The 23,364-nt window shown below is 55.2% G+C and carries 22 protein-coding genes; 7 read left to right on the top strand and 15 right to left on the bottom strand.

The genetic code is table 11. The features are described from left to right. Positions 1-16 precede the first annotated feature (16 nt). From pseI to GGR27_RS08065, 7 genes are all read right to left on the bottom strand, one after another. On the bottom strand, positions 17-1,072 hold the full coding sequence (gene pseI, locus GGR27_RS08095) for a pseudaminic acid synthase (protein ID WP_168036911.1): 1,056 nt from the start codon (positions 1,070-1,072) through the stop codon (positions 17-19). Beyond that, complete coding sequence (gene pseG, locus GGR27_RS08090) at positions 1,062-2,513, bottom strand: UDP-2,4-diacetamido-2,4,6-trideoxy-beta-L-altropyranose hydrolase (RefSeq protein WP_168036910.1); 1,452 nt, start codon at positions 2,511-2,513, stop codon at positions 1,062-1,064. The genes pseI and pseG overlap by 11 nt, the downstream gene beginning before the upstream one ends. Beyond that, entirely contained in the window at positions 2,500-3,186 is a 687-nt protein-coding gene (gene pseF, locus GGR27_RS08085) for a pseudaminic acid cytidylyltransferase (RefSeq protein WP_168036909.1), read from the bottom strand. Before pseF ends, pseG begins: the two co-directional genes overlap by 14 nt. Positions 3,187-3,282: 96 nt before the next feature. Next, the gene (locus GGR27_RS08080; RefSeq protein WP_168036908.1) at positions 3,283-4,269 is read right to left on the bottom strand and encodes a glycosyltransferase family 2 protein; all 987 of its coding nucleotides are present in this window, start codon (positions 4,267-4,269) and stop codon (positions 3,283-3,285) included. Between the two features lie 88 nt (positions 4,270-4,357). Beyond that, a complete protein-coding gene (gene pseC / locus GGR27_RS08075; protein ID WP_168036907.1) occupies positions 4,358-5,566 on the bottom strand; it encodes a UDP-4-amino-4,6-dideoxy-N-acetyl-beta-L-altrosamine transaminase in 1,209 nt (402 codons plus the stop codon). Further along, positions 5,563-6,585: a UDP-N-acetylglucosamine 4,6-dehydratase (inverting) gene (gene pseB, locus GGR27_RS08070; protein ID WP_168036906.1), complete on the bottom strand. Its 1,023-nt coding sequence runs from the start codon at positions 6,583-6,585 to the stop codon at positions 5,563-5,565. The genes pseC and pseB overlap by 4 nt, the downstream gene beginning before the upstream one ends. Positions 6,586-6,653: 68 nt before the next feature. Continuing rightward, a complete protein-coding gene (locus GGR27_RS08065; protein WP_168036905.1) occupies positions 6,654-7,865 on the bottom strand; it encodes a glycosyltransferase family 4 protein in 1,212 nt (403 codons plus the stop codon). 604 nt (positions 7,866-8,469) lie between these two features. On the opposite strand from GGR27_RS08065, the gene GGR27_RS08060 reads away from it, so the two are divergent. Genes GGR27_RS08060 through GGR27_RS08040 form a run of 5 tightly spaced genes read left to right on the top strand, consistent with a single transcriptional unit; the run spans position 8,470 to position 12,603 of the window. Continuing rightward, the gene (locus GGR27_RS08060; protein WP_168036904.1) at positions 8,470-9,591 is read left to right on the top strand and encodes a DegT/DnrJ/EryC1/StrS family aminotransferase; all 1,122 of its coding nucleotides are present in this window, start codon (positions 8,470-8,472) and stop codon (positions 9,589-9,591) included. Beyond that, on the top strand, positions 9,588-10,280 hold the full coding sequence (locus tag GGR27_RS08055; RefSeq protein ID WP_168036903.1) for a WbqC family protein: 693 nt from the start codon (positions 9,588-9,590) through the stop codon (positions 10,278-10,280). The genes GGR27_RS08060 and GGR27_RS08055 overlap by 4 nt, the downstream gene beginning before the upstream one ends. A 6-nt stretch (positions 10,281-10,286) precedes the next feature. Then, on the top strand, positions 10,287-10,979 hold the full coding sequence (locus GGR27_RS08050; RefSeq protein ID WP_168036902.1) for an acetyltransferase: 693 nt from the start codon (positions 10,287-10,289) through the stop codon (positions 10,977-10,979). Next, positions 10,979-11,935 (top strand): glycoside hydrolase family protein, encoded by a 957-nt coding sequence (locus GGR27_RS08045; RefSeq protein WP_168036901.1) that lies wholly within the window; start codon positions 10,979-10,981, stop codon positions 11,933-11,935. The genes GGR27_RS08050 and GGR27_RS08045 overlap by 1 nt, the downstream gene beginning before the upstream one ends. Next, positions 11,932-12,603, top strand: a complete 672-nt coding sequence (locus tag GGR27_RS08040; protein ID WP_168036900.1) for a hypothetical protein — start codon at positions 11,932-11,934, stop codon at positions 12,601-12,603. Before GGR27_RS08045 ends, GGR27_RS08040 begins: the two co-directional genes overlap by 4 nt. On the opposite strand, the gene GGR27_RS08035 is transcribed toward GGR27_RS08040, so the two are convergent. From GGR27_RS08035 to GGR27_RS08015, 5 genes are read right to left on the bottom strand one after another with little or no spacing between them, the layout of a single operon-like run. Next, positions 12,587-13,738 (bottom strand): glycosyltransferase family protein, encoded by a 1,152-nt coding sequence (locus GGR27_RS08035; RefSeq protein WP_168036899.1) that lies wholly within the window; start codon positions 13,736-13,738, stop codon positions 12,587-12,589. The genes GGR27_RS08040 and GGR27_RS08035 overlap by 17 nt on opposite strands. Continuing rightward, positions 13,735-14,853 carry a DegT/DnrJ/EryC1/StrS family aminotransferase gene (locus GGR27_RS08030; RefSeq protein WP_168036898.1) on the bottom strand — a complete coding sequence of 373 codons (1,119 nt, stop codon included), beginning with the start codon at positions 14,851-14,853 and terminating at the stop codon, positions 13,735-13,737. Before GGR27_RS08030 ends, GGR27_RS08035 begins: the two co-directional genes overlap by 4 nt. Continuing rightward, positions 14,847-15,680, bottom strand: a complete 834-nt coding sequence (locus GGR27_RS08025; RefSeq protein WP_168036897.1) for a formyltransferase family protein — start codon at positions 15,678-15,680, stop codon at positions 14,847-14,849. Before GGR27_RS08025 ends, GGR27_RS08030 begins: the two co-directional genes overlap by 7 nt. After that, a complete protein-coding gene (locus GGR27_RS08020) occupies positions 15,677-16,615 on the bottom strand; it encodes a GNAT family N-acetyltransferase (protein WP_168036896.1) in 939 nt (312 codons plus the stop codon). Before GGR27_RS08020 ends, GGR27_RS08025 begins: the two co-directional genes overlap by 4 nt. Then, a complete protein-coding gene (locus tag GGR27_RS08015) occupies positions 16,612-17,634 on the bottom strand; it encodes a Gfo/Idh/MocA family protein (protein ID WP_168036895.1) in 1,023 nt (340 codons plus the stop codon). The genes GGR27_RS08020 and GGR27_RS08015 overlap by 4 nt, the downstream gene beginning before the upstream one ends. Positions 17,635-17,730: 96 nt before the next feature. Here GGR27_RS08015 and GGR27_RS08010 point away from each other — a divergent pair, with 96 nt between their 5' ends. Beyond that, entirely contained in the window at positions 17,731-18,552 is an 822-nt protein-coding gene (locus GGR27_RS08010; protein WP_168036894.1) for an ABC transporter permease, read from the top strand. A 124-nt stretch (positions 18,553-18,676) separates the two neighbouring features. After that, positions 18,677-19,957, top strand: a complete 1,281-nt coding sequence (locus GGR27_RS08005) for an ABC transporter ATP-binding protein (RefSeq protein WP_168036893.1) — start codon at positions 18,677-18,679, stop codon at positions 19,955-19,957. Positions 19,958-20,041: 84 nt separating this feature from the next. Here the strand turns inward: GGR27_RS08005 and GGR27_RS08000 are convergent, their stop codons facing one another. The 3 genes from GGR27_RS08000 to GGR27_RS07990 form a co-directional block, all read right to left on the bottom strand. After that, positions 20,042-21,061: a glycosyltransferase family 2 protein gene (locus tag GGR27_RS08000; protein ID WP_168036892.1), complete on the bottom strand. Its 1,020-nt coding sequence runs from the start codon at positions 21,059-21,061 to the stop codon at positions 20,042-20,044. A 439-nt stretch (positions 21,062-21,500) separates the two neighbouring features. Beyond that, complete coding sequence (locus tag GGR27_RS07995) at positions 21,501-22,607, bottom strand: glycosyltransferase family 4 protein (RefSeq protein ID WP_168036891.1); 1,107 nt, start codon at positions 22,605-22,607, stop codon at positions 21,501-21,503. Positions 22,608-22,690: 83 nt separating this feature from the next. Next, positions 22,691-23,362 (bottom strand): sugar transferase, encoded by a 672-nt coding sequence (locus GGR27_RS07990; RefSeq protein ID WP_168036890.1) that lies wholly within the window; start codon positions 23,360-23,362, stop codon positions 22,691-22,693. Positions 23,363-23,364 lie beyond the last annotated feature (2 nt).

Genomic DNA, 23,364 nt, shown 5'->3' with positions numbered 1-23,364 from the left:
GACCGGTATCGTAAACTTACTCCGCGTCACTCAGATCAGTGAAGGGCTGCCCCGCCCGCAAAGGACGCCGGGCTACGCGACCGATCAGATTTTCGTAGTAGCGCGAGTGCAGGCCGTCGCCCGGACGAATGACCCGTAAGTTGCTAGAAGTCAGCTTCTCACCCGCCGCCACGTCCTCAGCTACGTAGATCGACCGCCGAAACTGCCGGCTGACCTCTTCGACCTTTTGCGTGTCCAACTGAACGCGTCCCATTGCTTCCCAGGCCCGCCCCGTTTCCGTGACCAACGCCGCCAATTCCGATGGTTCCAGACTAAAAGTACTGTCCACCCCACCATCCGCGCGGCGGAGGGTAAAGTGCTTTTCAATAACGCTAGCCCCGAGGGCGACGGCCGCCACGGACACGCCGATGCCCATCGTATGATCGCTCAAACCCACCAGACAATCCGGAAAAACAGACTTGAAAACAGCGATGGTGTTGAGGTTTGTATTGGCGGCGGTGGCGGGGTAAGTGCTGGTACACTTCAGGACGCAGATCGGCCCCGCCCCGTTCTCCCGGAGAATGCGTACGGATTCATATATCTCGTCGAGCGTCGAGGTACCGCTGCTGATGATAACTGGTTTGCCAGTGCGAGCGACTTTTTTCAGGAGCGGATGGTGGGCGCTTTCGAACGAAGCGATCTTGTAGGCGGACACGTTCAGGGTTTCGAGGAAGTCGACGGCAGTTTCGTCGAAAGGAGACGAGAAGGCTTCCATGCCGAGTGACTTGGCGTAGGCGAATATTTCCTCGTGCCATTCCCAGGGGGTGTGGGCTTCGTCGTAGAGTTCGTAGAGGTTTCGGCCCGCCCAGAGACTGTTGGGGTCCGTGATGTCGAAAAGCCCGCCGCGTTGGTTGATGGTGATTGTATCGGCGCGGTAGGTCTGAAGCTTCAGGGCGTGGGCACCGGCTTCCGCGGCGGCTTTGACGAGTTCTAATGCCCGGTTCAGGTTGCCGTTGTGGTTGCCGGACATTTCGGCTATGATGAAGGGGTGGTGGTTGGGGCCGATGCTTCGGTTTCCAATCTTAAAGGTCATAGAGGACGAATTTAAGGGCGTCGGGGTAATCATTCGTAGGTTCTTCCCGGTAACCGAGGCGGCGAAAAGTAGTTACGCTAGCTATGTTTCCTTCTTTAACGTAACCGATGAATCTTTCTATTTTTGGTCGCTCACGTCGCAGGGCATCTACCGCAAAGTGTAGCATGGGCACGCCCAGACCATGACCACGGGACTCCTTCGCTACGGAATAACCAATAGTCGCTTCGTTACCGACGACGGCAAACCGAACCCGACCGACGGGTTTTCTCGAACGTTCGAATATCAGCAGGCAACTCTGTTCGTCAACAAGCCGGCGCCTAAACCATGCAGCGTGTTCGCTTGGGGAAATGAGGGAAGAATCAAAGGACTGAGCCCGCACGTCCGGATCGTTAGCCCAGGCCAAATAGAGGTCACTATCGTCCGCCGTAGCCAACCGCCAGGTCAGGTCGAGTGCGGCAAATAATTTACGTAGCCGTTCCGCCTGCCGCCCGTCCATGGGTGAGGGTGTTTTCTCTGAGGTTGAGACAAATGCTTCGGCATCCATAGTTGCAACATCCAGGGCTAAGCCTTTTTCAATCAAGCCGGCATAAATTCCGGCTTGGTTATCGGCGGTCTGGTGGAGGAAGAGCTTGCCGCCAGCGCTGAGGTATTCCAGAGAAACGGTGCTCGGGCTCGTAATTCCGACAACACTAGACTGCATCAGATCGACCAACTGCTCCGCCGTCAAACTGCGGTGTAGCTCAATTTTGAGCGTTGTATCCGTCAAAAAGGATTGTAATTCCTTTTGGTGCGCGTAAGCTGGTCCGAGGACGACATCAACAGCAGGCACTCGCTCATAATCCGCAAGTTTTCGTAAAATAGTAAGCGTATCATTTTTCGGGTCGGCGCCACCAAGACAGATAAAAATGCGGTCGCGTTTGGCTGATAAGTTATTTTCGGCACTTTGCGCGGCTACCAGAAAAGGATTTCTCAGTAAGGCGAAGCGGGGACCTAGAGCGTATTTCGTGTAAGTTTCCCCCACGTAGTCCGTCAGATTGGCGGCCGGAGAGTGATTAATGACGAGGTCCGCCACGTAATCGCAAGCGTGGATGTCATCAATGCAAACCAATAGGCATTTTAGTGCTTTTATCGAGCGTTGATAAGCAGTTTTGAAGTGGTAGCCATCCAGGACGAACGTATACGGACGGTCAGGATAGTGTTTTCGAAGTTGCTCCACCATCGTATTGACTTCATCCGCGGCGGGCACCGCAAGCTCGTAGCTTGCCTCGTAACTGGAAGACAACATCTCCGTCAGGCCGGTCGGAATAGCGCGGGAGAAAAAGACGCAGTCCGCCACCGGAGCCAGCATTCGCGCCAGGGCCGCCGAGCGGTAGACGTGCCCCAACCCCATCGTAGCGGAGCCGTCCGCCCGGAAGGCAATGATTGGCCTAACTTTTTTCATGGAGGAGTTGGTGTTTAAATTCGGCTACCCGCCAATCCGCCGGCGTATCGATGTCGTGGGCGGCGAGTTCTTCGACGGTGATGATCCGGGTATTATCCGTCCAGAGGCTACCCTTTGCCAGGATGACGGCTGGGTCGAAAGTATAAAACATGCCCGCATCGTGGTAGACGGGGAGTAAGTCCTGGCTCCGCGTGGTGAGGTGCTCGGGGTGGCGCAGACGGATTTTTCCGGTGGGGTCGAGCTCTATGGATCTTTGAACGGGAAAGGAGTAAGCCAGGGCAGGAAATACACAGTCGGCTGTTGCACTGAGTCGCAACTCGGTCGCCTGTTTGAGTAGATCGACTGTGACAAAAGGAGCCGTAGCATAAACGCAACAAACCTCAGCAAACTCCCACCGGTATTCACCCAGCACCTCCGCGATAACGTCAACGGTCGTAGCAAAATCATCCGCGGTGGCAGCGCTGCGCATAAACGGAACACTGGCCCCGAACTGCCTGGCCACCGCTGCAATTTCTTCATCGTCCGTACTCACCATCACTTCGTCAAAAAGCCCGCTCGCAAGGGCCGCTTCGATGGAGTAAGCAATAATCGGTTTCCCTAAAAACGGACGGATGTTCTTTCGCGGAATCCGCTTACTCCCACCCCGTGCGGGTATAATACAAAGTCGGCTCATGGGGTAAGGGTGAATTAACGGATGAAGTAAGCGTGGAATTTAGGACGACCTTGAGTAAGCAAACGGCAGAGTATTCTGAGAACGCAAACCAGTCACTTACTTTTTAACCGAAACGCCGTCCCGACCCCGCCGGTAAAGCGCCCGAAGATAAAACACCGGACCGGCACTGGCTAAGCGGGCAGCCCCGGCTAAATATTTTCCACGCTTCAACAGGCTTTTGCCTTCGTAAAAAAGCGTTCGCTCTTTGAGGCCATCCGCGTAATCGCTGGTCCACAAGTCCGGATAGTGTTCCAGGAATAGCTGCTCATCGTACTTTTTGTGCGCTTGATATTCCTCCGAGCTGTATATAGGTTGGGAAGTAAAATTTTCCTCCCCTACGTAGCGGACGCTGGCTGGCCGGGTGCTATAATGGAAGTCACCCTGGCTCACTAAGTGATAAATAATGGCTTTATCGGCGGCGAGCACCTCTTCAAACCATTCGGGGAAGGGAAGCAGCATTTCTTTGCGCATCACCAGGCTACTTACGTGAAAAGGTAGGTACCAGTGCCGGGTGAGGTCGTGCATGTTGTAGGTCCCCTCTTCCAGTGTCCGGGGCGTGAATTCGGAAAAGTAAGTTGGAGTGGATTCTTCCCGCAGGTCATCCTCCATTTCCACTACGCTCTCGTGGCAACTCAGCGATAAATCCGGCCGCCCCTCCATAATGGCGACTTGTTTTTGCAGCTTATCCGGGTCCGTCCAGTAGTCGTCACCGTCCAGCATCGCGATGTATTTGCCCCGGCAACTCGTGAGGTTGATCATGTTGTTGGACCGGCCGGGGATTTTGTCCGCGAACCGTTCCGGATGTAGGTGTAAGCGTATGAGGTGAGGATATTTTCCCTGGTATTCCCGGAGCAATTCCTGGCTCCCATCGTCAGAACAATCATCGCCGATCACGATCTCACAGGGAAAATCCGTCACCTGATCCAGCACGCTTTCGATGGCCCTGGACAGGTATTCACGTTGGTTATACGAGAGCATACTGACGCTGAGTAGCGGGGTCGATTCCGTCTGCTCCCGGGACCGTAAGGGCGATCGATTCTTCATATTATAGTGAGGCGTGATTAATTTGGCGCGGTTGCCCCGACTAAGTACGGGACTAGCTAATGCGTCGCGGGTGCAAGGAATATTCGGTTTAAGCCAGGAAAGTTTTTACCCGGTCGATCACGAAGTCTTGCTCCTCTTCCGTTAAGGTTGGATACATCGGGAGACTAAGTCCACCGGCGTAGTAATTTTCGGCAAGCGAAAGATCGATGTCTGAATAGTGGTTCAGCTCGGCGTAGTAGGGCATGGTGTGGACGGGGATGTAGTGGACTTGCGCGTAAATACCTTGTTCCCGGAAGTAGTCATAAAGCCCTTTACGGTCCTCCACCTGGATGACATACAGGTGGAAAGCGTGTTGCCGGTCGGAGGAAGGTAGTCCGTGGTAAAGCAATTTTGCTCCTTCACTCAATTGCCCGGCACCCGCGTCCGCGCCCAACTTTTTGAAGGCATTATCATACTTCTTAGCAATCTCCTGACGTCGTTCCATGCCCTCGTCAGCCCGGGATAACTGACTGATCCCAAGCGCGCAAAGGATATCGGGGATGCGATAATTATAACCCAACTGCTGCATTTCCATGTACCAGCCGCCGTCAGATTCACGCTTGAGCTGATCCGGATCGCGGGTAATGCCGTGGGTGCGCAACTGCATCAGATCGTTGTAGAGATCGGCATTATTGGTAGTGATCATGCCGCCCTCACCGCTGGCAATGTGCTTGACGGGGTGGAAAGAGAAAATGGCCAGATCGGCGTAATTTCCGTTACCGCAGTGCTGTTTTTCGTCTTTGGAATCCGTAAACCAGCCACCGGGCGCGTGGCAGGCATCCTCGATGATCCACATACCGTGCTCGTCGGCCAGTTCCCGAAAGGCTTCGAGATCGACGGGATAGCCGGCGAAATCCACGGGGATAATTCCTTGAAAAAAACCGGGCTCGTGGGCCTCGATGAGCGCCCGCGTTTTTTCCAGATCGAGCGTGAGGGTGACCGGGTCGATGTCGGCAAACCAGACCTCGCCGCCACAGTAGCGCACGCAGTTGGCACTGGCCGCGAAAGTGATCGGTGTCGTGATGACGCGGAGGCCTTTCTCGACGCCGAGGGCCAGAGCGCAAAGGTGCAGCGCGGCGGTTCCGTTAGCGACCGCGACGGCGTATTTCGCACCGACGTACTCGGCGAACTTGACTTCGAATTCCAGCACGCGGGGGCCGGTCGTGAGGTAATCCGCCTGGAGGGCTTCGGTAACGGCGGCAATGTCCGCGTCGGTAATGTTCTGGCGGCCGTAGGGAATGGAATACTTGGTGCTCATGCGACAAAACTTGGGTCGACGTGCTCGACGATGAAATCACGCAAGTCCTGAACGCTGACCCATTCTTCGTTCGTACCGGAGTTGTAGCTGAAGCCTTCCGTCACTTTTTTGGCTCCGAAGGTTTGCTTAAATTCTTCGATGTTCCAATTCGGCGTGGTGGGCAGGATGGCGTAGTACTTACCCATGTCATAGGTGTAGTAACTATCCGAAGGCGTGATCATTTCCTCGTGGATCTTCTCGCCCGGGCGGATACCGACGACGCGTTTTTCCAGCGTGGGTGCGATGGCCTCGGCCACGTCCGTGATCTTGTAGCTGGGAATTTTGGGGATGAATATCTCACCACCCCAGGCGTTAGCCAGCGCGTGAAAAACCATGTCGACGCCGCCGTCCAGGCTAATGTTGAAGCGGGTCATGTTGGGGTCGGTGATTGGTAAAAACCCTGCTTTACGCTTGTTGATAAAAAACGGGATCACCGAGCCGTTCGAGCCCATAACGTTGCCGTAGCGGACGACGCTAAACCGGATGGGGTTGCTGCCGCGGATGTTGTTGGCGGCGATGAAGAGTTTATCGCTCGTCAGCTTGGTCGCGCCGTAGAGGTTGATCGGCGCGCAAGCTTTATCGGTACTCAGGGCGACGACGCGCTCGACGCCCGTTTCCAGGCAGGCGTAGATGGTATTTTCGGCACCGCCGACGTTGGTTTTGATGCACTCCGAAGGGTTGTATTCGGCAAGGTGAACGTGCTTCATGGCCGCGGCGTGGATAACGTAGTCGATGCCCTGCATGGCGCGGGTAAGACGCTCACGGTCGCGCACGTCGCCAATGAAAAAGCGGATGCTGTTGTACTCGGAAAGCGGGTAATCCTGGGCCATGACGAACTGTTTTTGTTCGTCGCGGCTGAAAATGACGAGCCGTTTTACGTCGGGCCATTCGGCGTAGATGCGCCGCGTCAGGGCTTTGCCCAGGGAGCCGGTGCCGCCGGTGATGAGGATGGATTTACCGTTCAGGTTGAGCGCTTTCATGGGGTAATTTGGTCGGGCGTAAAGATAGGGAAGTTGCGGGGCGGGGGTGGCGTGGGGACAAACCCGGTTCAGACGTAGGCGCGCAGCGCAGCAATCGAAGTCTCCCACGCCAGGGTGCCCGTGGTTTGCCACGTACCGATGGCGGCGCGTAACCACTCGTCAGCTTTCGTTTGCTCACTCGCCCCAAACACGGCACCCGCGGCCGCGCCCTCGATAATTTTTCGTAATTCCTCGTCTCCCGGGCCATTCACCAGCGCCAGGATTGGCCGGCCGCTCGCCAAATAATCCCACAATTTAGCCGTCAGCACGCCGTAGTAGCCGGGGGCGGACCAGTTCAGTAGCAATAAGACTTGCGCTTTTTCCTGCATCTTTTGCGCGGCCGCGGGTGCAATGGATGTTTGAACGTCCAGGCATTCGGTCGGAATGCCGGCCGTCCAGTGCCGGAACAGATCCGCATCCTTTCCCCGGTAAACAAGGCAAAGTTGGTGGGGCGGAAGCACCTCCTCTAAAAGTAATTTCCGCAGGGCCACCACCAGCGGCTCGATCGACTGCAAACCTGAGTAAAGGCTGCCCGTGTACACAATCGTGAAGCGATCCGTAGTGGGTGCCGTGCGCCCCGGCGGCAGGGTGAGCAGGGGATTGTACCGGACTTTGACGACCGGATGCCAAACAGCCAACTGCTCGGCCTGCCCCCGGGAAACGCACCAAACTTCGTCGGCGGCGGCGAGGACGCGCTTACCCCACCAAGTTTGCAGGCCTGGCCACCAGGCGTCGGCCCGCACCGGGTCGACGGGCAAATCACGCATGTCCGCCACCCAGTTTAGGTGGGGGTATTGTTTTTTCAGTTGACTAGCAACGAGGTGGTCTGACCACGGACGGAAGGAGGAAATGACGTGGGTGATGCCCTCTTTTTCTACCAATTCACTCGCCAGCGCGAATGCTTTTTGGCGGTAGTCCAAACCGCCATCGTCCGTCAGGTAAACGAACGGGAAAGACTGGCGCAGGCGCTGGACCAGTTGGAACAACTTACTTCGCCCGGTTTGCCGTACCGTCCCAATTTTGCTCAGGCCCACATAATTTGACCGCAGATCACGCGCCGTAATGGGCAACACCTTCAGGCCCTTCAGGGAAATTTCCTTTCCGTACGCCCGATCGAGCCGGATGACGAACACCCGGTCGGAGGTTTTCAGTGATTCGCGCACCAAGTATTCCAGCCTCCGGGCCGCGACCCCGGGGCGGGGCGGGAAGGACTGGGCCAGAAAAAGGGTGACGGTTTTCACGGTGCGCTGAGGTTTTTGGTGGCTGGTCATCAGCAGCCCCCCGTTCGGTAAGCGGGAAGTTGTTTGAATAGGTGTTGGAGGACTCCGTAAGTGCGGCAAATCTACTTACTGCGTACTTTACTTGATTTTTGCGGGCATGGTCGCTGGCGTAGCCTGGCACTGAATGGTGGTCCGCAATTCGTTCAATGATTGACTTTCGGCCGGCCCGAACCAGGCTACGGTCAAACTTAGGTTAAGGTTTCAATCTATCTAATCGCCAACGCGTCCAGAAGCCGGCGTTAGGAACGCGACCCGTTTAGCTCGGTGCGTGCACGCCGCGAAGGAGATGAAGGTACTCCCCCCGACTCTCAACTTAGCAATATTCGCCCGCGCTCCAAACTACGGCTAATCAACCCCGCCCTCCATCGGGGCGAGACAGGTGACAGCGCGAACGAAATGGGGTCAGAATTGATCTGCGATTAAAGTAGGAAGTCTTGTGGCTTAGGTAGTAGCTTTGTTTTTGTTTTGACGATAGATTCATCGCATCGTTTTCGATGGCCATCATATCATCCCGTTCTCACCTAATACGCTTTACGACTCTTTTAACTTACCCGACCACAGGCTTATGCCCGTTCCCTTCAAACAGCCCATCCAAGTTACCAAGACGACGTTGCCGCCGCTGCCGCAATATCACGCGCTCCTGCAAGAAATATGGACATTGAACTGGGTCACCAACAACGGGCCAAAATGCCAGGAGCTCGAAGAGAAACTAGCGGCCCGGCTGGATACGGACTGTTGTCTTCTTGTGAGTAATGGTACCATCGCGCTCCAGCTGGCCATCAAGGCCCTTGGTCTCAGCGGGTCCGTAGTCACTACCCCCTTTTCCTACGTAGCGACCACGAACTCCCTGCTCTGGGAAGGTATGACGCCGATATTCGCGGACGTCGAAACCGAGTACTTCACCATCGACCCGGAGTTGGTGGAAGCTGCCATCAGGCCGGACACTACCGCAATCCTGGCAACACACGTGTACGGTTACCCCTGCCAACACGAAGCGTTACAGGCCATTGCCGATAAGCATGGATTATCGTTAATCTACGATGCCGCCCACGCCTTCGGGGTTCGTCTCGACGGGCAGTCCGTGCTGCGCTGGGGCGACATCAGTACCCTAAGTTTTCACGCCACGAAAGTCTTCCACACCATCGAAGGCGGCGGGCTTGTTTGTCGCACGCCCGACATGAAACGGCAGGTCGGGCTGCTACGGAGTTTCGGCCACGTAGGGGCAGACTACCAATCGGCGGGCATCAACGGAAAAACTTCGGAATTGAACGCGGCCATCGGGCTCTTAAATCTCGAAACGATCGACGAGCAGATTTTGGCCAGGCAACGTGTCCACGAGCGGTACCAAACACAACTCGTAGGGAGTGGCTTCCGCTGTCTTTCCCCAAAGCATTATCCCGGGCTCACCTACAATTACGCTTACTTCCCGATCGTCTGCCAGTCGTACGAAGAAAGGGAGGCTGTCGTCGCTTACCTGAACGAGCACAACGTTTTCCCGCGCAAATACTTTGATCCGTCCCTGAATACCCTGCCTTTTCTGGACGCCGATCTGCGGACACCGTGCCCGGTTTCCGAGAAAGCCGCCCAGACGGTCCTCTGCCTACCCTTCCACCCGGAAATGACGGATGAAGAAGTAGACCGCATCGCGCAAATGGTAGTGCTAGCCGTGGAAAAAGAGAACGTATGACTGCGGTAATGCAGCCCTACCTTTTCCCCTACCCCGGCTACTACCAATTAGTGGCGGCGGTGGACGAGTTTGTTTTTTATGACGACGTTCAGTACATCAAGGGTGGTTACATCAACAGGAATAAGCTCGCTCACGGCTCGTTTACCGTTCCCTTAACCCGGGGCAGTTCTTCCGACACGATCGAGCAGAAACTTGTTGATGAAAAGCAGTACGATCGCTTCCGCGCGAAGTGGTACAAAAGCTTTCGGCTGAACTACGGGTCCGCACCGTTTTACGATGCTGCGTTGGAGGTAGCAACGTCCGTTTTTGACGGCCCTACGAAAAAGATTAGTGACCTGGCGGCTGACAGCGTAAGCCGCGTGGCGGAATACTTAACGCTCCCCGTAGCGTTTAGTAAGTCATCGGACCGGGAGTACGACCGTTCGCTGCAAGGACAAGAACGCTTGCTTGCGCTGCTTGCCGTGCTCAACACGGACAGTTACGTAAACGCCATCGGCGGTCGGGAACTGTACGATGGAAAGTACTTCAAGGAGATGGGCATCCAGTTAAGTTTTTTGGCGCCGGCACCACAAGACGAACCTTTAGCCTCGGCTTTCCCTTACTCAATACTCCACCTGATCGCGCATCATTCCCCCGACAAATGCCGAGATTACTTGCGCCAAAACTATAAACTGCTCACCGACAACTAACCCACCATGACGCCCGACGCAAGACCCATCATCATCTTCGGTGAATCACAACTCGCCAGCCTGGCGCATTTTTACCTCCGCCACGATAGCCCCCACGAAGTAGCCGCCTTCACCGTCGACGCCGCTTACCGGAAAACGGATACCTACGAAGAAAAACCACTCGTCGATTTCGAAACCATTCAGGACACCCACCCGCCGGCGGAGTACCGAATGTTCCTACCCGTCAGTTTTAAGCAGATGAGTCATCTGCGGCGCGAGAAGTTTGAGGCCGCCAAAGCCAAAGGTTACGATATCATCAGCTACGTGAGCTCAAAAGCGACGACCTGGCCCGATCTTGACGTAGGAGAAAACTGCTTCATTTTCGAGGACAATACGATCCAGCCCTTCGTGAAAATCGGCGACAACTGCGTACTGTGGAGTGGTAATCACATTGGCCACCACACCACGATCGGTAGTCACGTATTTATTACCTCCCAGGTCGTCATTAGCGGTGCTTGTACCATTAAAGACCATGCTTTTTTCGGCGTCAACGCGACCATCCGGGATGAAACCGTCATCGGCGAGGCTACGCTGGTCGGAATGGGTGCGCTCGTTACCAAGGATACCGAGCCTTACTCGATTCACCTGGGCGCAAAAGGAAAGATCGCCCGCGGCAAAAGCGTGGATATCGACAGTCTTTCCCATAAATCCGGCGGATAATGGCTTGGCAAAAACTAGGATGCTTCTTCAAGACCGACCGCCAGCATCCCTGGATGGTTAGTCACGCTTGTGTTCCTACCGGACTGTACCTACCAGAAAACGATCGAATCCGAATCTACTTCGCACCCCGTAACGAGCGCGGACAGTCAATCCCAACCTATTTGGAAGTCGACGCCGCCGACCCGACGCGCGTCCTATACCTACACGACCGACCGATCTTAGAACTCGGTCAGCTTGGAACTTTCGATGACGGTGGTATCATGCCGTGCAGCATCACCACCGCTGAAAACGGAGATCTGTACCTGTACTACGTCGGGTGGAACCCATCCGTATCCGTAGCGTACCGAAATGCCGTGGGCTTGGCGATTAGCAAGGATGGTGGCGTCACTTTCGAGCGGCCGTTCCCGGGTGCGGTGGTAGACAGAAGTAAGGACGAACCTTTCTTTACCGCTAGCCCCTGTAGTTTTCGGGAAGGCGACACTTGGCATTTGTGGTACGCCAGCAGCACGGGCTTCTTGGAAGTCAACGGTCGGGTAGAGCCACTTTACGAAATCAAGTACGCTCATTCGGCTGACGGTGTGGAGTGGACCCGGCTCAATCAAACCATCTTTGCACCCGTCCCGATAGCTATCGGGACGCACGAATGTACCGCCCGACCCAGTGTAGTTAAGGACGGCGATACCTACAAAATGTGGTTCTGCTACCGGGGCAGCTACGATTACCGGAACGGAGACGATGCCTACCGAATCGGCTACGCGGAAAGTAAGGACGCACGAACCTGGCACAGAATGGACGACCGCGTCGGTATCGACTATTCTCCAACCGGGTGGGATTCCGATATGCAGACCTACCCGAACGTCGTGGACACCCCCCACGGCCGCTATCTTTTTTACAATGGCAACGGCTTCGGCGCTACCGGCATCGGCTGCGCACGCTGGCAAAACAATACAAAATGAAAACGACTGTCCTCCAGTATGATCCCCAAGAATATGATTTCCGGAGCCTGATCGCCGGCTTCATCGGCCGCGACGACCTCACCAGTCTGAACGCGGAATACCCCGCGACGACAGACCGCAGCGGAAACAGTCTCTACAAAAATATGGAGCAAAGCCCCCTGTTCGAGCGGATGTATACCGGACTGTCGGGAGCTGACGGTAAGGCCTTCTACGCTCTTTACGAACGCTTCGTCCGCGAGGTCATTCGCCCGCAGTACGACGATCCGATCTACTACCAGGCCCGGCCGAGCCACCGTATCCTTTTTGCCGATACGCCGGGGCAAAGCCGTTTTCACCGCGACGGCGATTACGGCCACGCACCGGGGGAAGTCAATTACCTACTCGTGCAAACACCGGCCGCGGGCAACAATGCGATGTGGATCGAGTCAACCGTGGGCCTGGAAGATTACCGCCCGCTCGAACTGGAGGTGGGTCAGTACGGACGCTTCAAGGGCGTCGAGCTTTCTCACGGTGCGATGCTGAATGATACGAATCGTAGCCGGGTCAGTTTTGATTTCCGGGTGATCCCAGCTTCCGAAGCGCCGGAGCGGTACCGGAAGGGCGCGGAAAACGATAAGGAAGGCAATCCCATCAGGGATAATGCACTTACTTTCAAGCTTTGTCCTTAGCCGCTAATTCTACCAACAGATCGTCGGCAAATTCTTTGGAAATGCGCTCGTAATTGTAATTTTCTACAATGTACGCTTGCCCTTTTTTGGCAATTACGGCACGCTCTTCCGGGTGCGCCAAGTAATGGTCGACTTGGCGTAGACAATCCTCGTCGTCGACGTAGGTGGCAAAAATGCCCTCCGGAAACTGCTCCGCGAAATTCGGTGCCATCCGCGTCAATAAGAAGCCACCGCTTCCCATTACTTCAAACATCCGCTGATTAAAGCCGATGCCGTTGGCGGTGTCTACGTAATCGTTCAGGCAAATATCCGCGTCGTGGTAAATCTGGTACATTTCCAGGCCGCTCGTCGGACCGTTAAAACCCGCGTGCAGGGCGGGGAAGTCTTTAAGCGCGCGTCCGTCGCCACCGTACTCCCACCAATAGCCCCACCAGGAAAATTTGGCTCGTTGAGCGATACGCTCGAAAAATTCCGTCCGCGCCAGAAAATTCTGGGTGCCCAGTCCTCCGCAGAAAACGACACCCGGAGAAGGGCGACCCGATTGAAGGTGATCGATGATTCGAGGATCGAAACCCTGGTCGTTCAGAACGGTTTTGACACCGTGAAAATGAAAAAAGGTCTGAAAATCAGGCTGGTCGGTATAAATTAGATCGAAATGTTCCGGATGCCAATTCTGGGGTAGCCGCGCACTGAGGCGAGCTACGAGTAGCGCGTCTTTTCGAAATTGTAGCCAAAATTTAGAGTTCTGCGGCTGCGATCGGACGAAGATCACGTCCGGTTTGAAGGACTGGATGTACTTTTTAATAAGGTGGCTACGCCATTGCCCGGGCCCTCGGCGACGAAGTTTGTAATAAACCTTAGCGGCTACATCCATTGCTAACCCTCGTTCCTTTCCGTAGAGATGCTGGGCTACTTTCAGGTTGTACAGGTCATCCAGCAAAAAGTACTCTTCCGCGTCCCACTCGCCTGATTCGGTGAGGTAATGGGTGTAAAAATCGCTGTAGTTCGAGAACAGACCGAGTAGCCAGGCGCGGTATTCTTCCAGGCTCATTTCCTTCACTTCCGGGTGTTCGGCCTTTTTATCGGCCAGCCACGCGGCGGGGTGAATGATGTCGAATTTGATTAGTTTTTTCAAGCGGCGAAGAATTCTTTTAGTTGGTCACTGACGTAATCGATTTGCTCGTCCGTCAGCTCGGCGAACATGGGCAGGCTGAGGGCGGTGTTACCTAGGTTGACGGATACGGGATAATCTTCGGCCCGGTAGCCGTCTTCCGCGTAGCAGGCGTGCAGGGGCAGCGCGGTGGGGTAATGAACGGTATTGGCGACTCCTTTTGCGGTCAGGAACTCCGCTAATTCATCGCGGCGCTCGGTGCGGATGACGAAAAGATGGAAGCCGTGGTAGCAATCGGGCGCCGTGCTCGGGAGGCTGAGGTAGCCGGGGTCGAGGTCTTCCAGATTATCCTGGTAGCGCTTGGCGTGCTGGTTTTTGGCCGTGATCCAGCCCGCCAGGTGGGGAATTTTCACGTTCAGGACTGCTGCCTGTAAAGCATCCATCCGGCTATTTCGGCCGTGGTAAACGTGGTGGTGTCTGCGGCCGGGCATCCCGTGGTTAGCTAGGGCGCGGACGCGGGTGCCAAGTTCGGGGGAAGGAGCAATGACGGCACCGGCATCCCCGTAAGCGCCGAGACTTTTGGAGGGGAAGAAACTGAAGGTCGCTCCGTCACCGACCGTGCCGATGTTGTGCTCCCCGAAGAATGCACCGTGTGCCTGGGCGCAGTCTTCGATCAGGTACAAACTATGTTCGTCAGCGATTTTACGGATGGCACCCAGGTCAGCCGGGTGACCGTAGAGGTGGACGGCGATGATGCATTTCGTCCGGGAAGTGATGGCGGCGGGAATCAAAGCCGGGTCGATACAGTAAGTCTTCGGGTCGACGTCGACAAAGATTGGTTTCGCCCCGCGGGTGGCGACGACCTCACTCGTGCTGATCCAACTCATGGCCGGGACGATCACTTCGTCGCCCTCCCCTATTTCCCACGCATCGAGTAATAATTCGAGCGCGTCCGTCCCGTTACCGCAAGCGACTACTTCGGGGTAGTTACCAAACTCAGCAAAATTTTCTTCAAATTCTTTAACCTGGGGGCCACCGATAAAACCCGTGGTGGCGAGCACTTCGGCGACGGCCTCGTCCACGGCGGGGCGGAGGGTGGCGTACTGGGCTTTCAGGTCGATGAGAGGGATGTCTACCATGCTATTAGATTATCGTTTGTGCTAGGAAGGTGGGGTGAATCGGGACTAACCTCTAAAAAGAGGGTACGCCCGTCTTCACAAACTACTTCGATTTGCTGGCCCGTTTTTCCGACGACGGTGCCCGTGACGAAGCCGACGAAACGACGGGTACCCGGTTGTGCTCCGGTGAACACTACTTTTTCCGTACCGGTGGTCCGGGCAAAAGCAGGGTGCTCATCCTCCCGTAGGGCGTGAACGGTGCGGTAGACCTTATCGCGGTCCGACCAGTCACCAATCATGCTATCCTCGGGGTTTCTACGCGTAACGTAGGTGGCTTCCGCCGGATTGTTGGGGATTGGGTCGGCAGTAGGGTAAGCGTCCAGCACGCCGGTAATGTTTGTTTCGACGAGTTGCAACATGGCTTCCCGGAGTTGGCGGGCGGACCAGCCATTTTGAACCGGCAGCTCACCCCGCCAGTAGATCGGCCCGGCATCGTAGTCATCCGTGATGGTGTGGATGGTGGCACCGAAAGTAGACTCCCCGTTAATGAGTGCCCACTGGAGCGGGTGCCGCCCCCGGTAGCGGGGCAACGGAGCGAGGTGGACGTTAAGAATCGAATAGGTTTGGTGGAGATAGCGGTACCGAAAGTTGGCGAAGCAGTTGATGATCAAGTCGACCTTCAGCCCGGTAATGGCTTGTTCCAAACTTTGCTCATCCGGTACCGTACTTTGCTCCCGCGTCCGCGCCCCTTTCTGAAGACCCACCAGGACGACCTCGTGACTACCGTCAGCCAAAGCCGCCGCGAGACGTTCCGGCCCGTCGTTGTTACCGATGATGGCTATTCTCATGCTAAATACCGATAAAGTCGTTCACTGATGGGCGCAATGGCCGCCCGGTCGTTACCCGAGGCGGCGGTAGCTTTAGTAAATTCATACACGAACTTAAGGAATTCATCGGCCCGCTCATCAACCGCGCCGGGCGAGCGAAAATACGTGACGGGATGCTCCGTGGCACCCGTCCCGGATTTGAACCGACGCAGCCCCGCATACGAATCACCGGCACCGCTGAGGCCAAAATCCAGAAAGGTCGCCTCACCGGCGTCGACCGCTTCGATCAGGTGTTGGAAGATCAAATTATTCGGGCGCGTCGACAGGTGGTCCGGATCGGAAGCCCCGAATTTGTAGAACCAACCCGTGCCTTCGCTCAGCACGACCACCGAGGCGGCCAACTCGTTTTCCGCGGTGAGCGCTTCCAGGAAGAACCCTTTATCGTTGGCGATAAAGACGTCAAAAATAGCCCGAAAGAAGGAGGGTGGCTGGGGAATTCCGCCGAATTTGTTGAGCCGTTGCCAGTGGTAAAGTTCCAGAAACCGATCGAGACCATCCGCATCGGTCCGCCTTGCTATCCGGACACCCTGCTTCACGGCTTTGCGGACACCCCGCCTGAACTCCGAAGAAGAAGCCCCCCCTGTTTGGTAGCGATGATAAACGGCCCGCCGGGTAATCTCCATTCCGGTGGGCGTAGCGTCCTCCGGCAACGTAGCTTTAATCGTGATTGCCCGACCGGGGTACTGACGCCGTAAATCGGATAGGTGATCCTCCACACTCCCAACCGTACAAAACGGTAGATAATCCGAAAAAGGTAGGCTACTTACGCGGCGGCCGGCCAGATCGTCCAGCGGAGCGAACGGGAAGCCCGCAGCCGTCCATTCGACGGTGAAGCCGTAGGCGCGTTCGAGCACCTCCGCCCACGGTCGACCGGCAAAAAGTTCGTCTTCGATCATGCTCCCCCGTAAATTTTCTCGATGGCGCGGATGGAACGAATACCCTCCGGCCCTTCGACGACGCCCTCGCGGCGCTGAATAAATTGATCGACCAGGTCAGTAATCAGTTTGTCGTGATTGCTGGAGCTACCCTGGTACGTCCCGTAATTATTAGGCTGGTCGATTTCCTCATCGAGGGTGGGTTGCGGAACGCCTTCGACTTCCCAGTACTCGATCTTATTCAGGTACTTTCCACCGATCTTGACTAAGCCTTTTTCGCAGACGAGCGTCAGGCTGCCCTCGAAGTTCTGGCGGTAGGCGCAGGTCGTCCACATCAAGTTTCCGATGACGCCGGATGAAAAGCGGAGCGCGGAGCTGCCGCAGTCTTCGATCTGAATGTCGTGGTTGAGCGTATCCATGATGGTCTTGGCCTGGGTGACGTCGCCGAACCACCAGATCATCAGGTCGATAAAGTGGCTGACCTGGGTTTGCAGGGCACCGCCTTCGAACTCCCGATTGCCCCGCCAGCTAGACTGCTCGTAATACGCGTTGTTGCGGTTCCAAATCACGTTGCACTGAACCATCAGCGGACGACCTAACTGACCCGCGTCGAGCGCTTCTTTTACCCGGAGAATAGGCTGGTTGTAGCGATTTTGCTTGACGACGTAAAGTTTGACCTCATTTGCATTGGCAGCGGCGATCATGCTTTCGCTTTCCCGCACGGTCAGAGCCATGGGTTTTTCCACGAGAATATGCTTACCGGCGTAAGCGGCCTGGATGCTCATGATGGCGTGCAAGCCGTGGGGCGTACAGATGCTGATGATGTCGGCGTCGGTTTCTTTCAGCATCCGCTGATAATCGGCGTACGGTTGGGTGCCCGGATACAAATCCGTGAAACTCGCTAGCTTATCCGCGTCGTCCTCACAAAAGGCGACCAGCTCGGCCGTTGGCTCGGCGGCAATTACGGCCAGGTGGCGCTTACCGATGTGGCCGCAGCCGACAACGGCAAACTTGAGGCTTTGGGGTGGGTGGTTTGACAATACTGTTGTGTTAATTAGTCGGCGAAGATACGCCGGAACTCATGGCTACGCGTATTTAAAGCCGTACTTTTGCGGCCTAAAGCCTTCTTAACCCTTATGCAGCAGACCACCATCATCAAGCCAACCAGCGGCTGGCAGTTGATCGACGTAAAGGCGATCTGGGCTTACCGCGACCTGCTCTATTTCCTTTCCCTGCGTGGCATCAAAATCAAGTACGCCCAATCCATCCTCGGGGTAGGCTGGGCGGTGTTCGACCCGCTCATTCAGGCGATCATCTTTACGGTTATTTTCGGAAATTTAGCGAAGTTAGGTTCCGACGGGACGCCCTATATCCTCTTTAGCTACACGGCCATGGTTTCCTGGACTTATTTCAGTGGAATTCTGACGGAGGCGACGGGGTCCCTGGTGAAGAACCGGACGATGATCGGAAAGGTGTATTTCCCCCGGCTTATCCTGCCTCTGTCCGCGGTGTTTGGCAAGTTAATCGATTTCGGAGTGGCTTCGTTAGTGCTGATTGGGTTGCTCATCTACTACGGTATGACACCCAGTGCCACAATCATCATGGTTCCGGTACTGCTGCTCATATTAATCCTCACTAGCATTGGCGCGGGCTGTTTTTTAGCCGCGTTGGCCGTTCAGTACCGGGATATACAGTACGCCATGAGCTTCCTCGTGCGCGTCCTGATGTACAGTGCACCGGTTGTCTACTCCGTTAGCATCATACCGGAGCGTTGGCAACCCCTGTACGCACTTAACCCCATGGTGGGCGTTATCGAGGGGATGCGGTCCATCTTTTTGCAAAACCGCCCCTTTCCGTGGGAATGGGTGGGGACGGGTTTTGCGACTTCGCTGGTAATCTTTCTGATCGGCTGTTTTTACTTCCGGCGCACCGAACGTCATTTTGCTGACCTGGCCTAAGGGAAGATTTACTCCGGCTACCCCGATCTTTTTCTCGCGGTTGGCATAATTTTTACCGACCCGGACGCATTTGAAGCCTTAGTCGCTGCGGTTTATTGCCGATCGGCGGCCAACACAATTGTCTATGATTGAAGTACAAAATTTAGGTAAGCGGTACCGGTTGGGTACCATGGAACGGTCCGACACCCTGGTCGAGGCGGTGAAGTCCACCCTTCTCTACCCCATCCGGAATTTTCGGCGCATTGCCTCCAGAAAAAAGTTCAGCGGCGATGAAACGGGGGATTCCAGCATACTCTGGGCACTGAAGGACGTCAATTTTTCCGTTGCCAAAGGAGAAGTGCTGGGTATTATCGGCCACAACGGTGCGGGAAAAAGTTCTCTACTCAAGGTACTTAGTCGTATTACCGAGCCCACCACCGGGCAAATCGCTCTGCAGGGTCGTGTTTCTAGCTTACTGGAAGTAGGCACTGGGTTTCACGATGACCTGACGGGGCGCGACAACGTGTACATGAACGGAACCATTTTGGGGATGACGCGTCGGGAGGTGGAGGAAAAATTCGAAGAGATTATAGCCTTCAGCGGTGTCGAAGCACACATTGATACCCCGGTAAAATTTTACTCTTCCGGAATGAAAGTGAGGCTCGCCTTCGCCGTTGCGGCACACCTGGACCCGGAGATTCTCATCATCGACGAAGTTCTTGCGGTAGGCGATCTTGCTTTTCAGGAGAAGTGCCTCGGCAAGATGGATAAGGTGGCCAAAAGCGGTCGCACGGTACTTTTCGTAAGCCATAACATGGTGGCCGTGGAAGGGCTCTGTAGCCGGTGCCTACTTATGGAGAACGGCCGGATAATCTTCAACGGTGGGGTGCAAGAAGCCATTCACCGCTACCGGGCGGCCAGCATGAATCTCTCGGAGCGTCAGGTATTAGCCGACCGCACGGACCGGGAGGGCAGCGGTGGTGTCCGCTTTACCGAAATGATACTAAACGAAGGGGGGGAGGTTTATCCTTTTCAGCCGCTCGTCATCGATCTAACCCTGGAGTCTTCTACTAATTTCGAGGACCTCGTCGTGGCCGTGCAGGTGAGCAAGGGTTACCGTGAGGTACTGATGACGATCAATAACCGCCTGCAGGGAACTAAGCTGCCGGTAGTCAAGGGGGTGAACAAGATCAGAATCACGCTACCTAATCTGTCCATGATGCCCGGACACTACCTGCTGGATCTCTGGGCGGGGAGCATGGTTGACGCCGAGGACCGTATTTCAGCCGCAGGCCAACTGTACGTAAACGAGCGAGATATTTACGGAAGCGGCCTCGTACCGATGGGGCAGTATCACGGAAGCTTTATTCCGGAGGCTTGTAGCTGGGAGGCGTACGAGAAGGTCACCGGAATAGGAACGACTTGAGTATAGCGCTCTTGGTGGCTCATTCGAATAAATGAACCTGCCATGCACGTAACTACGACTGCCATCAGACCAACCGATCGCCATCTATTTCCTTCTGTCCTGAATACGGCTTCGTAAAACACTAGCAATCCTTTTCGTAGCCACTACCGGGCTTCGCTGGATGGTTGTCAGCAAATGCAAAAAGGAGGAATAGTACCTACCGGATCGGTAGCGAATAGCCGCCAGCTTGAATAATTCACCGTTGCGGACTTTATTTAAATGCTCACTGTCCCCCAATTTAGAGTACCGTTGTACTAACATATCCAGCTCCCACAACCGACCGGTGATGATTTTATCGTCTCCCATGTACACCTGGGTGAAGCTACCCTGGTTCAAGTACTGAATGGCCATGGGCTGATCGTCGTAATACAGGTCTCCCCTTTCCGCAATCAAACTGACTAGGATAACGTCGGCGAAGATGACCCGATCGAACCAATCTGGAAAATCACCGAAAACGCGCGTACGAAATAGTAGGGTGCTCGGCTTCAGCAGAACATTCTGTAACAAGACTAAATCGGCAAGTCCGTAGCAGCCAGACGGTGGGTTACCTATTTTACCGTTCAGGGTCGTGGGCAAAAATTTAAATCCATTATGCCCTTTTTCCAGCTCATAGGCTGAGTCGTGAAAACAGGCAACGTATCGGTTGTCTGCTTCCAGGACGTCAACTTGCCGCTGTAACTTTTGGGGGTTATTCCAATAGTCGTCACCATCGAGCAGGGCCGTGTATTTACCCCGGCAGGCCATCAGATTGGTAATGTTATTCGTTCGACCGGGGATTTCCTGGTAGCGGCGGGGGTGAAGCACTAGTTGAATCAAGTCCGGATGGCGGCGCTGATATTCGAGCAGCACTTCCTGGGTTCCGTCGTCGGAGCAATCGTCTCCGACAATTATCTCGTAAGTAAAGTCCACTCGTTGGGCGATCACGCTGTCCAGGGCCCGGCCAATCAGGTCACGCTGGTTGTAGGCTAGTATGGAAACACTCACTAGGGGCCAGTCTTTCTCCCGTTCGAAAGCAAGGGGCTTATGTTTCCCGTCGTAGAATTCATTGGGCAGGGCATTCCTCATTTGTTGTATTACTTCGTGTAACAAAATTTCAAAATAAGTCTGCTTAGTCCCGTTCTTCAATCCGTAAGGTAGGTGTTGTTGAAAACCGCCACGCTGTAACAGCGTAAACTTCAAAACGCCCTCGGGAGCAAAGGTAAAGGAATGTTACCGGGCCTCCTTCTAAGTCGCCCCTAGTAAATTCAATTTTAATAACTTGGTGCTGAAGATGTGTCAGCGTAGGGTACACGAGTCATAAAAACACCAAGGTCAATTGTGAATTCACCGATGCGTCCGGCGCACAATAACTAATCAACCCGGGGGTGCTCACCGTACTTAACAAGACTAATGGATACATTGCCTCTCACAAAAACAGGGCACCCGCGGCCGCGCACCGGTACCATTTGATGCCCCTTCCCTCAACGGACCGGGGTGAGCATGCTGCCACAAAATACGGTAGGATTTACGGCAAGAGGTTTGCGATGATGGCTAAATACCGCCGGTTAATTTCCCGTTCGTCAAAATGCTCGACCACCAACTTGCGCGAAGTATTCCCCATCGCCAGCAGTGCTTCCGGCGATTTGGATAGAATGAGTTGCATGCCCGCAAACAGCGCCTCCGAATTCCGGGCCTCTACCAAATAGCCATTTTCACCGTCCCGAACCACCTCCCGGCACCCCGGCACGTCCGTTGCCAACAGTGGACGGCCGGTAGCGGCACCTTCCAGCAAGGCGCGGGGCATTCCTTCCCGGTAAGAGGGCAAAACGACGCAGGTAGCGGCGGCCAGGTACGGGCGCACGTCCCTTTGGTGACCGACGAACGCGACGTTCCCTTCTCTTTTCCAACGGGAAAAGAGGTCTCGACCGATCACCTCTACGTTTTGGTCGTCGAAGCCGCCGACGACCGTGAAGCGAACCGGATAGTCAACGCTCGATGAGAGCATCCCGGCGGCGGCCATGAATTCCGTGATGCCTTTGTCCTTCAGGAGGCGGCCGATAAAGACGAAGTGCGGCTCGGCGGGGAGGGGCCGCGGTGGAAACGATTCCAAGTTTACGCCGGCTCCGTTAATTGTCTGCGTCCGGTGCTCCCGCAGCACGCCCGCGCGCAGCATTTCGCTTCGATCGTCCTGGTTTTGCGTCAGGACTATTTTGTTGTTGAGCAGGGCCAGTCGGTACAACTGGACCAACACGGACCGCAGCGGCTCGGGCTTCAGAAAAACATTCCCCGCACCCGTAATGGTGGATAGCGGCTGCGTGCTCGTTCCGCGGCAAGCCAGGCTACCGTAGATGACCGGTTTAATGTTGAACAGCAACGCTACGGTTACGTGCTCCTCCAAAAAGATCGTGCGCAGTTCGCGTAGATACTGCCAGTCGGCAATTGGGTTAAGCCCCGAGCGACGTAGTTTCTTTACCGGACGAAAGCGGACGTCTAACCCGTCGAACGCATTTGCATTCCCGTCTTCCGGCGCTACGATAACCACCCCGTAATTTTCCAGCAACAAGCGCTCCACTAAGCCCCGCCGGGAGATGGCTAGCGTAAAAATGATGTTGCCGACGAGGGCGATGGTCATACTATTTTTCTTTCTCGCAAGCTAGGGCTTAGCTTTCCGGGCTGCTACGGGGTACACACACACACGGTGGACTAGCAACTGCGCTACCCCTCAAAACGAGGGATTTCCGGAAACGCCTGGTACACCGCATCCGACTCAGGAAACAGAATCACCCAGGCGGTGAGGAGGAGCACCTGCAAGTCTACCCAAAACGACTGGTTGGCCTGGTACCACTGCTCGATCTTGCCTTTATGAGGGTAGATGACTTCCCGGTAGTACACCCAGGTGTCACGCCCGGCATCGCGCTCGCGCGTAATTAACTCCTCTTCGTCCCGAAAAACAATGCTACCGACTCCGGTTAGGCCCGGCTTAACGTTGTAAATCACCTTTTGCACGTCCGCCGGATACTGCTCAAAACTCTTGCGCATGACGGGGCGCGGGCCGACGAAGCTCATATCCCCGAAGAGAATATTTAGTAGTTGGGGTAGTTCGTTAATCTTACTTTTCCGTAAGAAGTCGCCCATCGGGGTAAGGCGAGGGTCTTTCTTGGTCGTGATGAGCCCGCCCTTCATGTTGGGGCTGTCCTTCAGCATGGTCGCGAACTTGTAGATACTGAATGGCTCGTTGCGTAATCCAAGCCGCTCCTGAAAATAAAAGACGTGCCCCTCTCCCGTAAGTTTCAGGCCGATGACGATCGGTATCAATAAGGGGGACAGGATGACCAGCGCAACGAGGGAAGCCACAATATCAAAAAACCGTTTCACTACTAAGTACATGC

It is taken from the genome of Neolewinella antarctica (genome assembly GCF_011927835.1).
Classification (GTDB): Bacteria; Bacteroidota; Bacteroidia; order Chitinophagales; family Saprospiraceae; genus Neolewinella; species Neolewinella antarctica.
The sequence above is the reverse complement of the archived record's forward strand: the minus strand, read 5'-3'. Positions and strand labels throughout refer to the sequence as shown.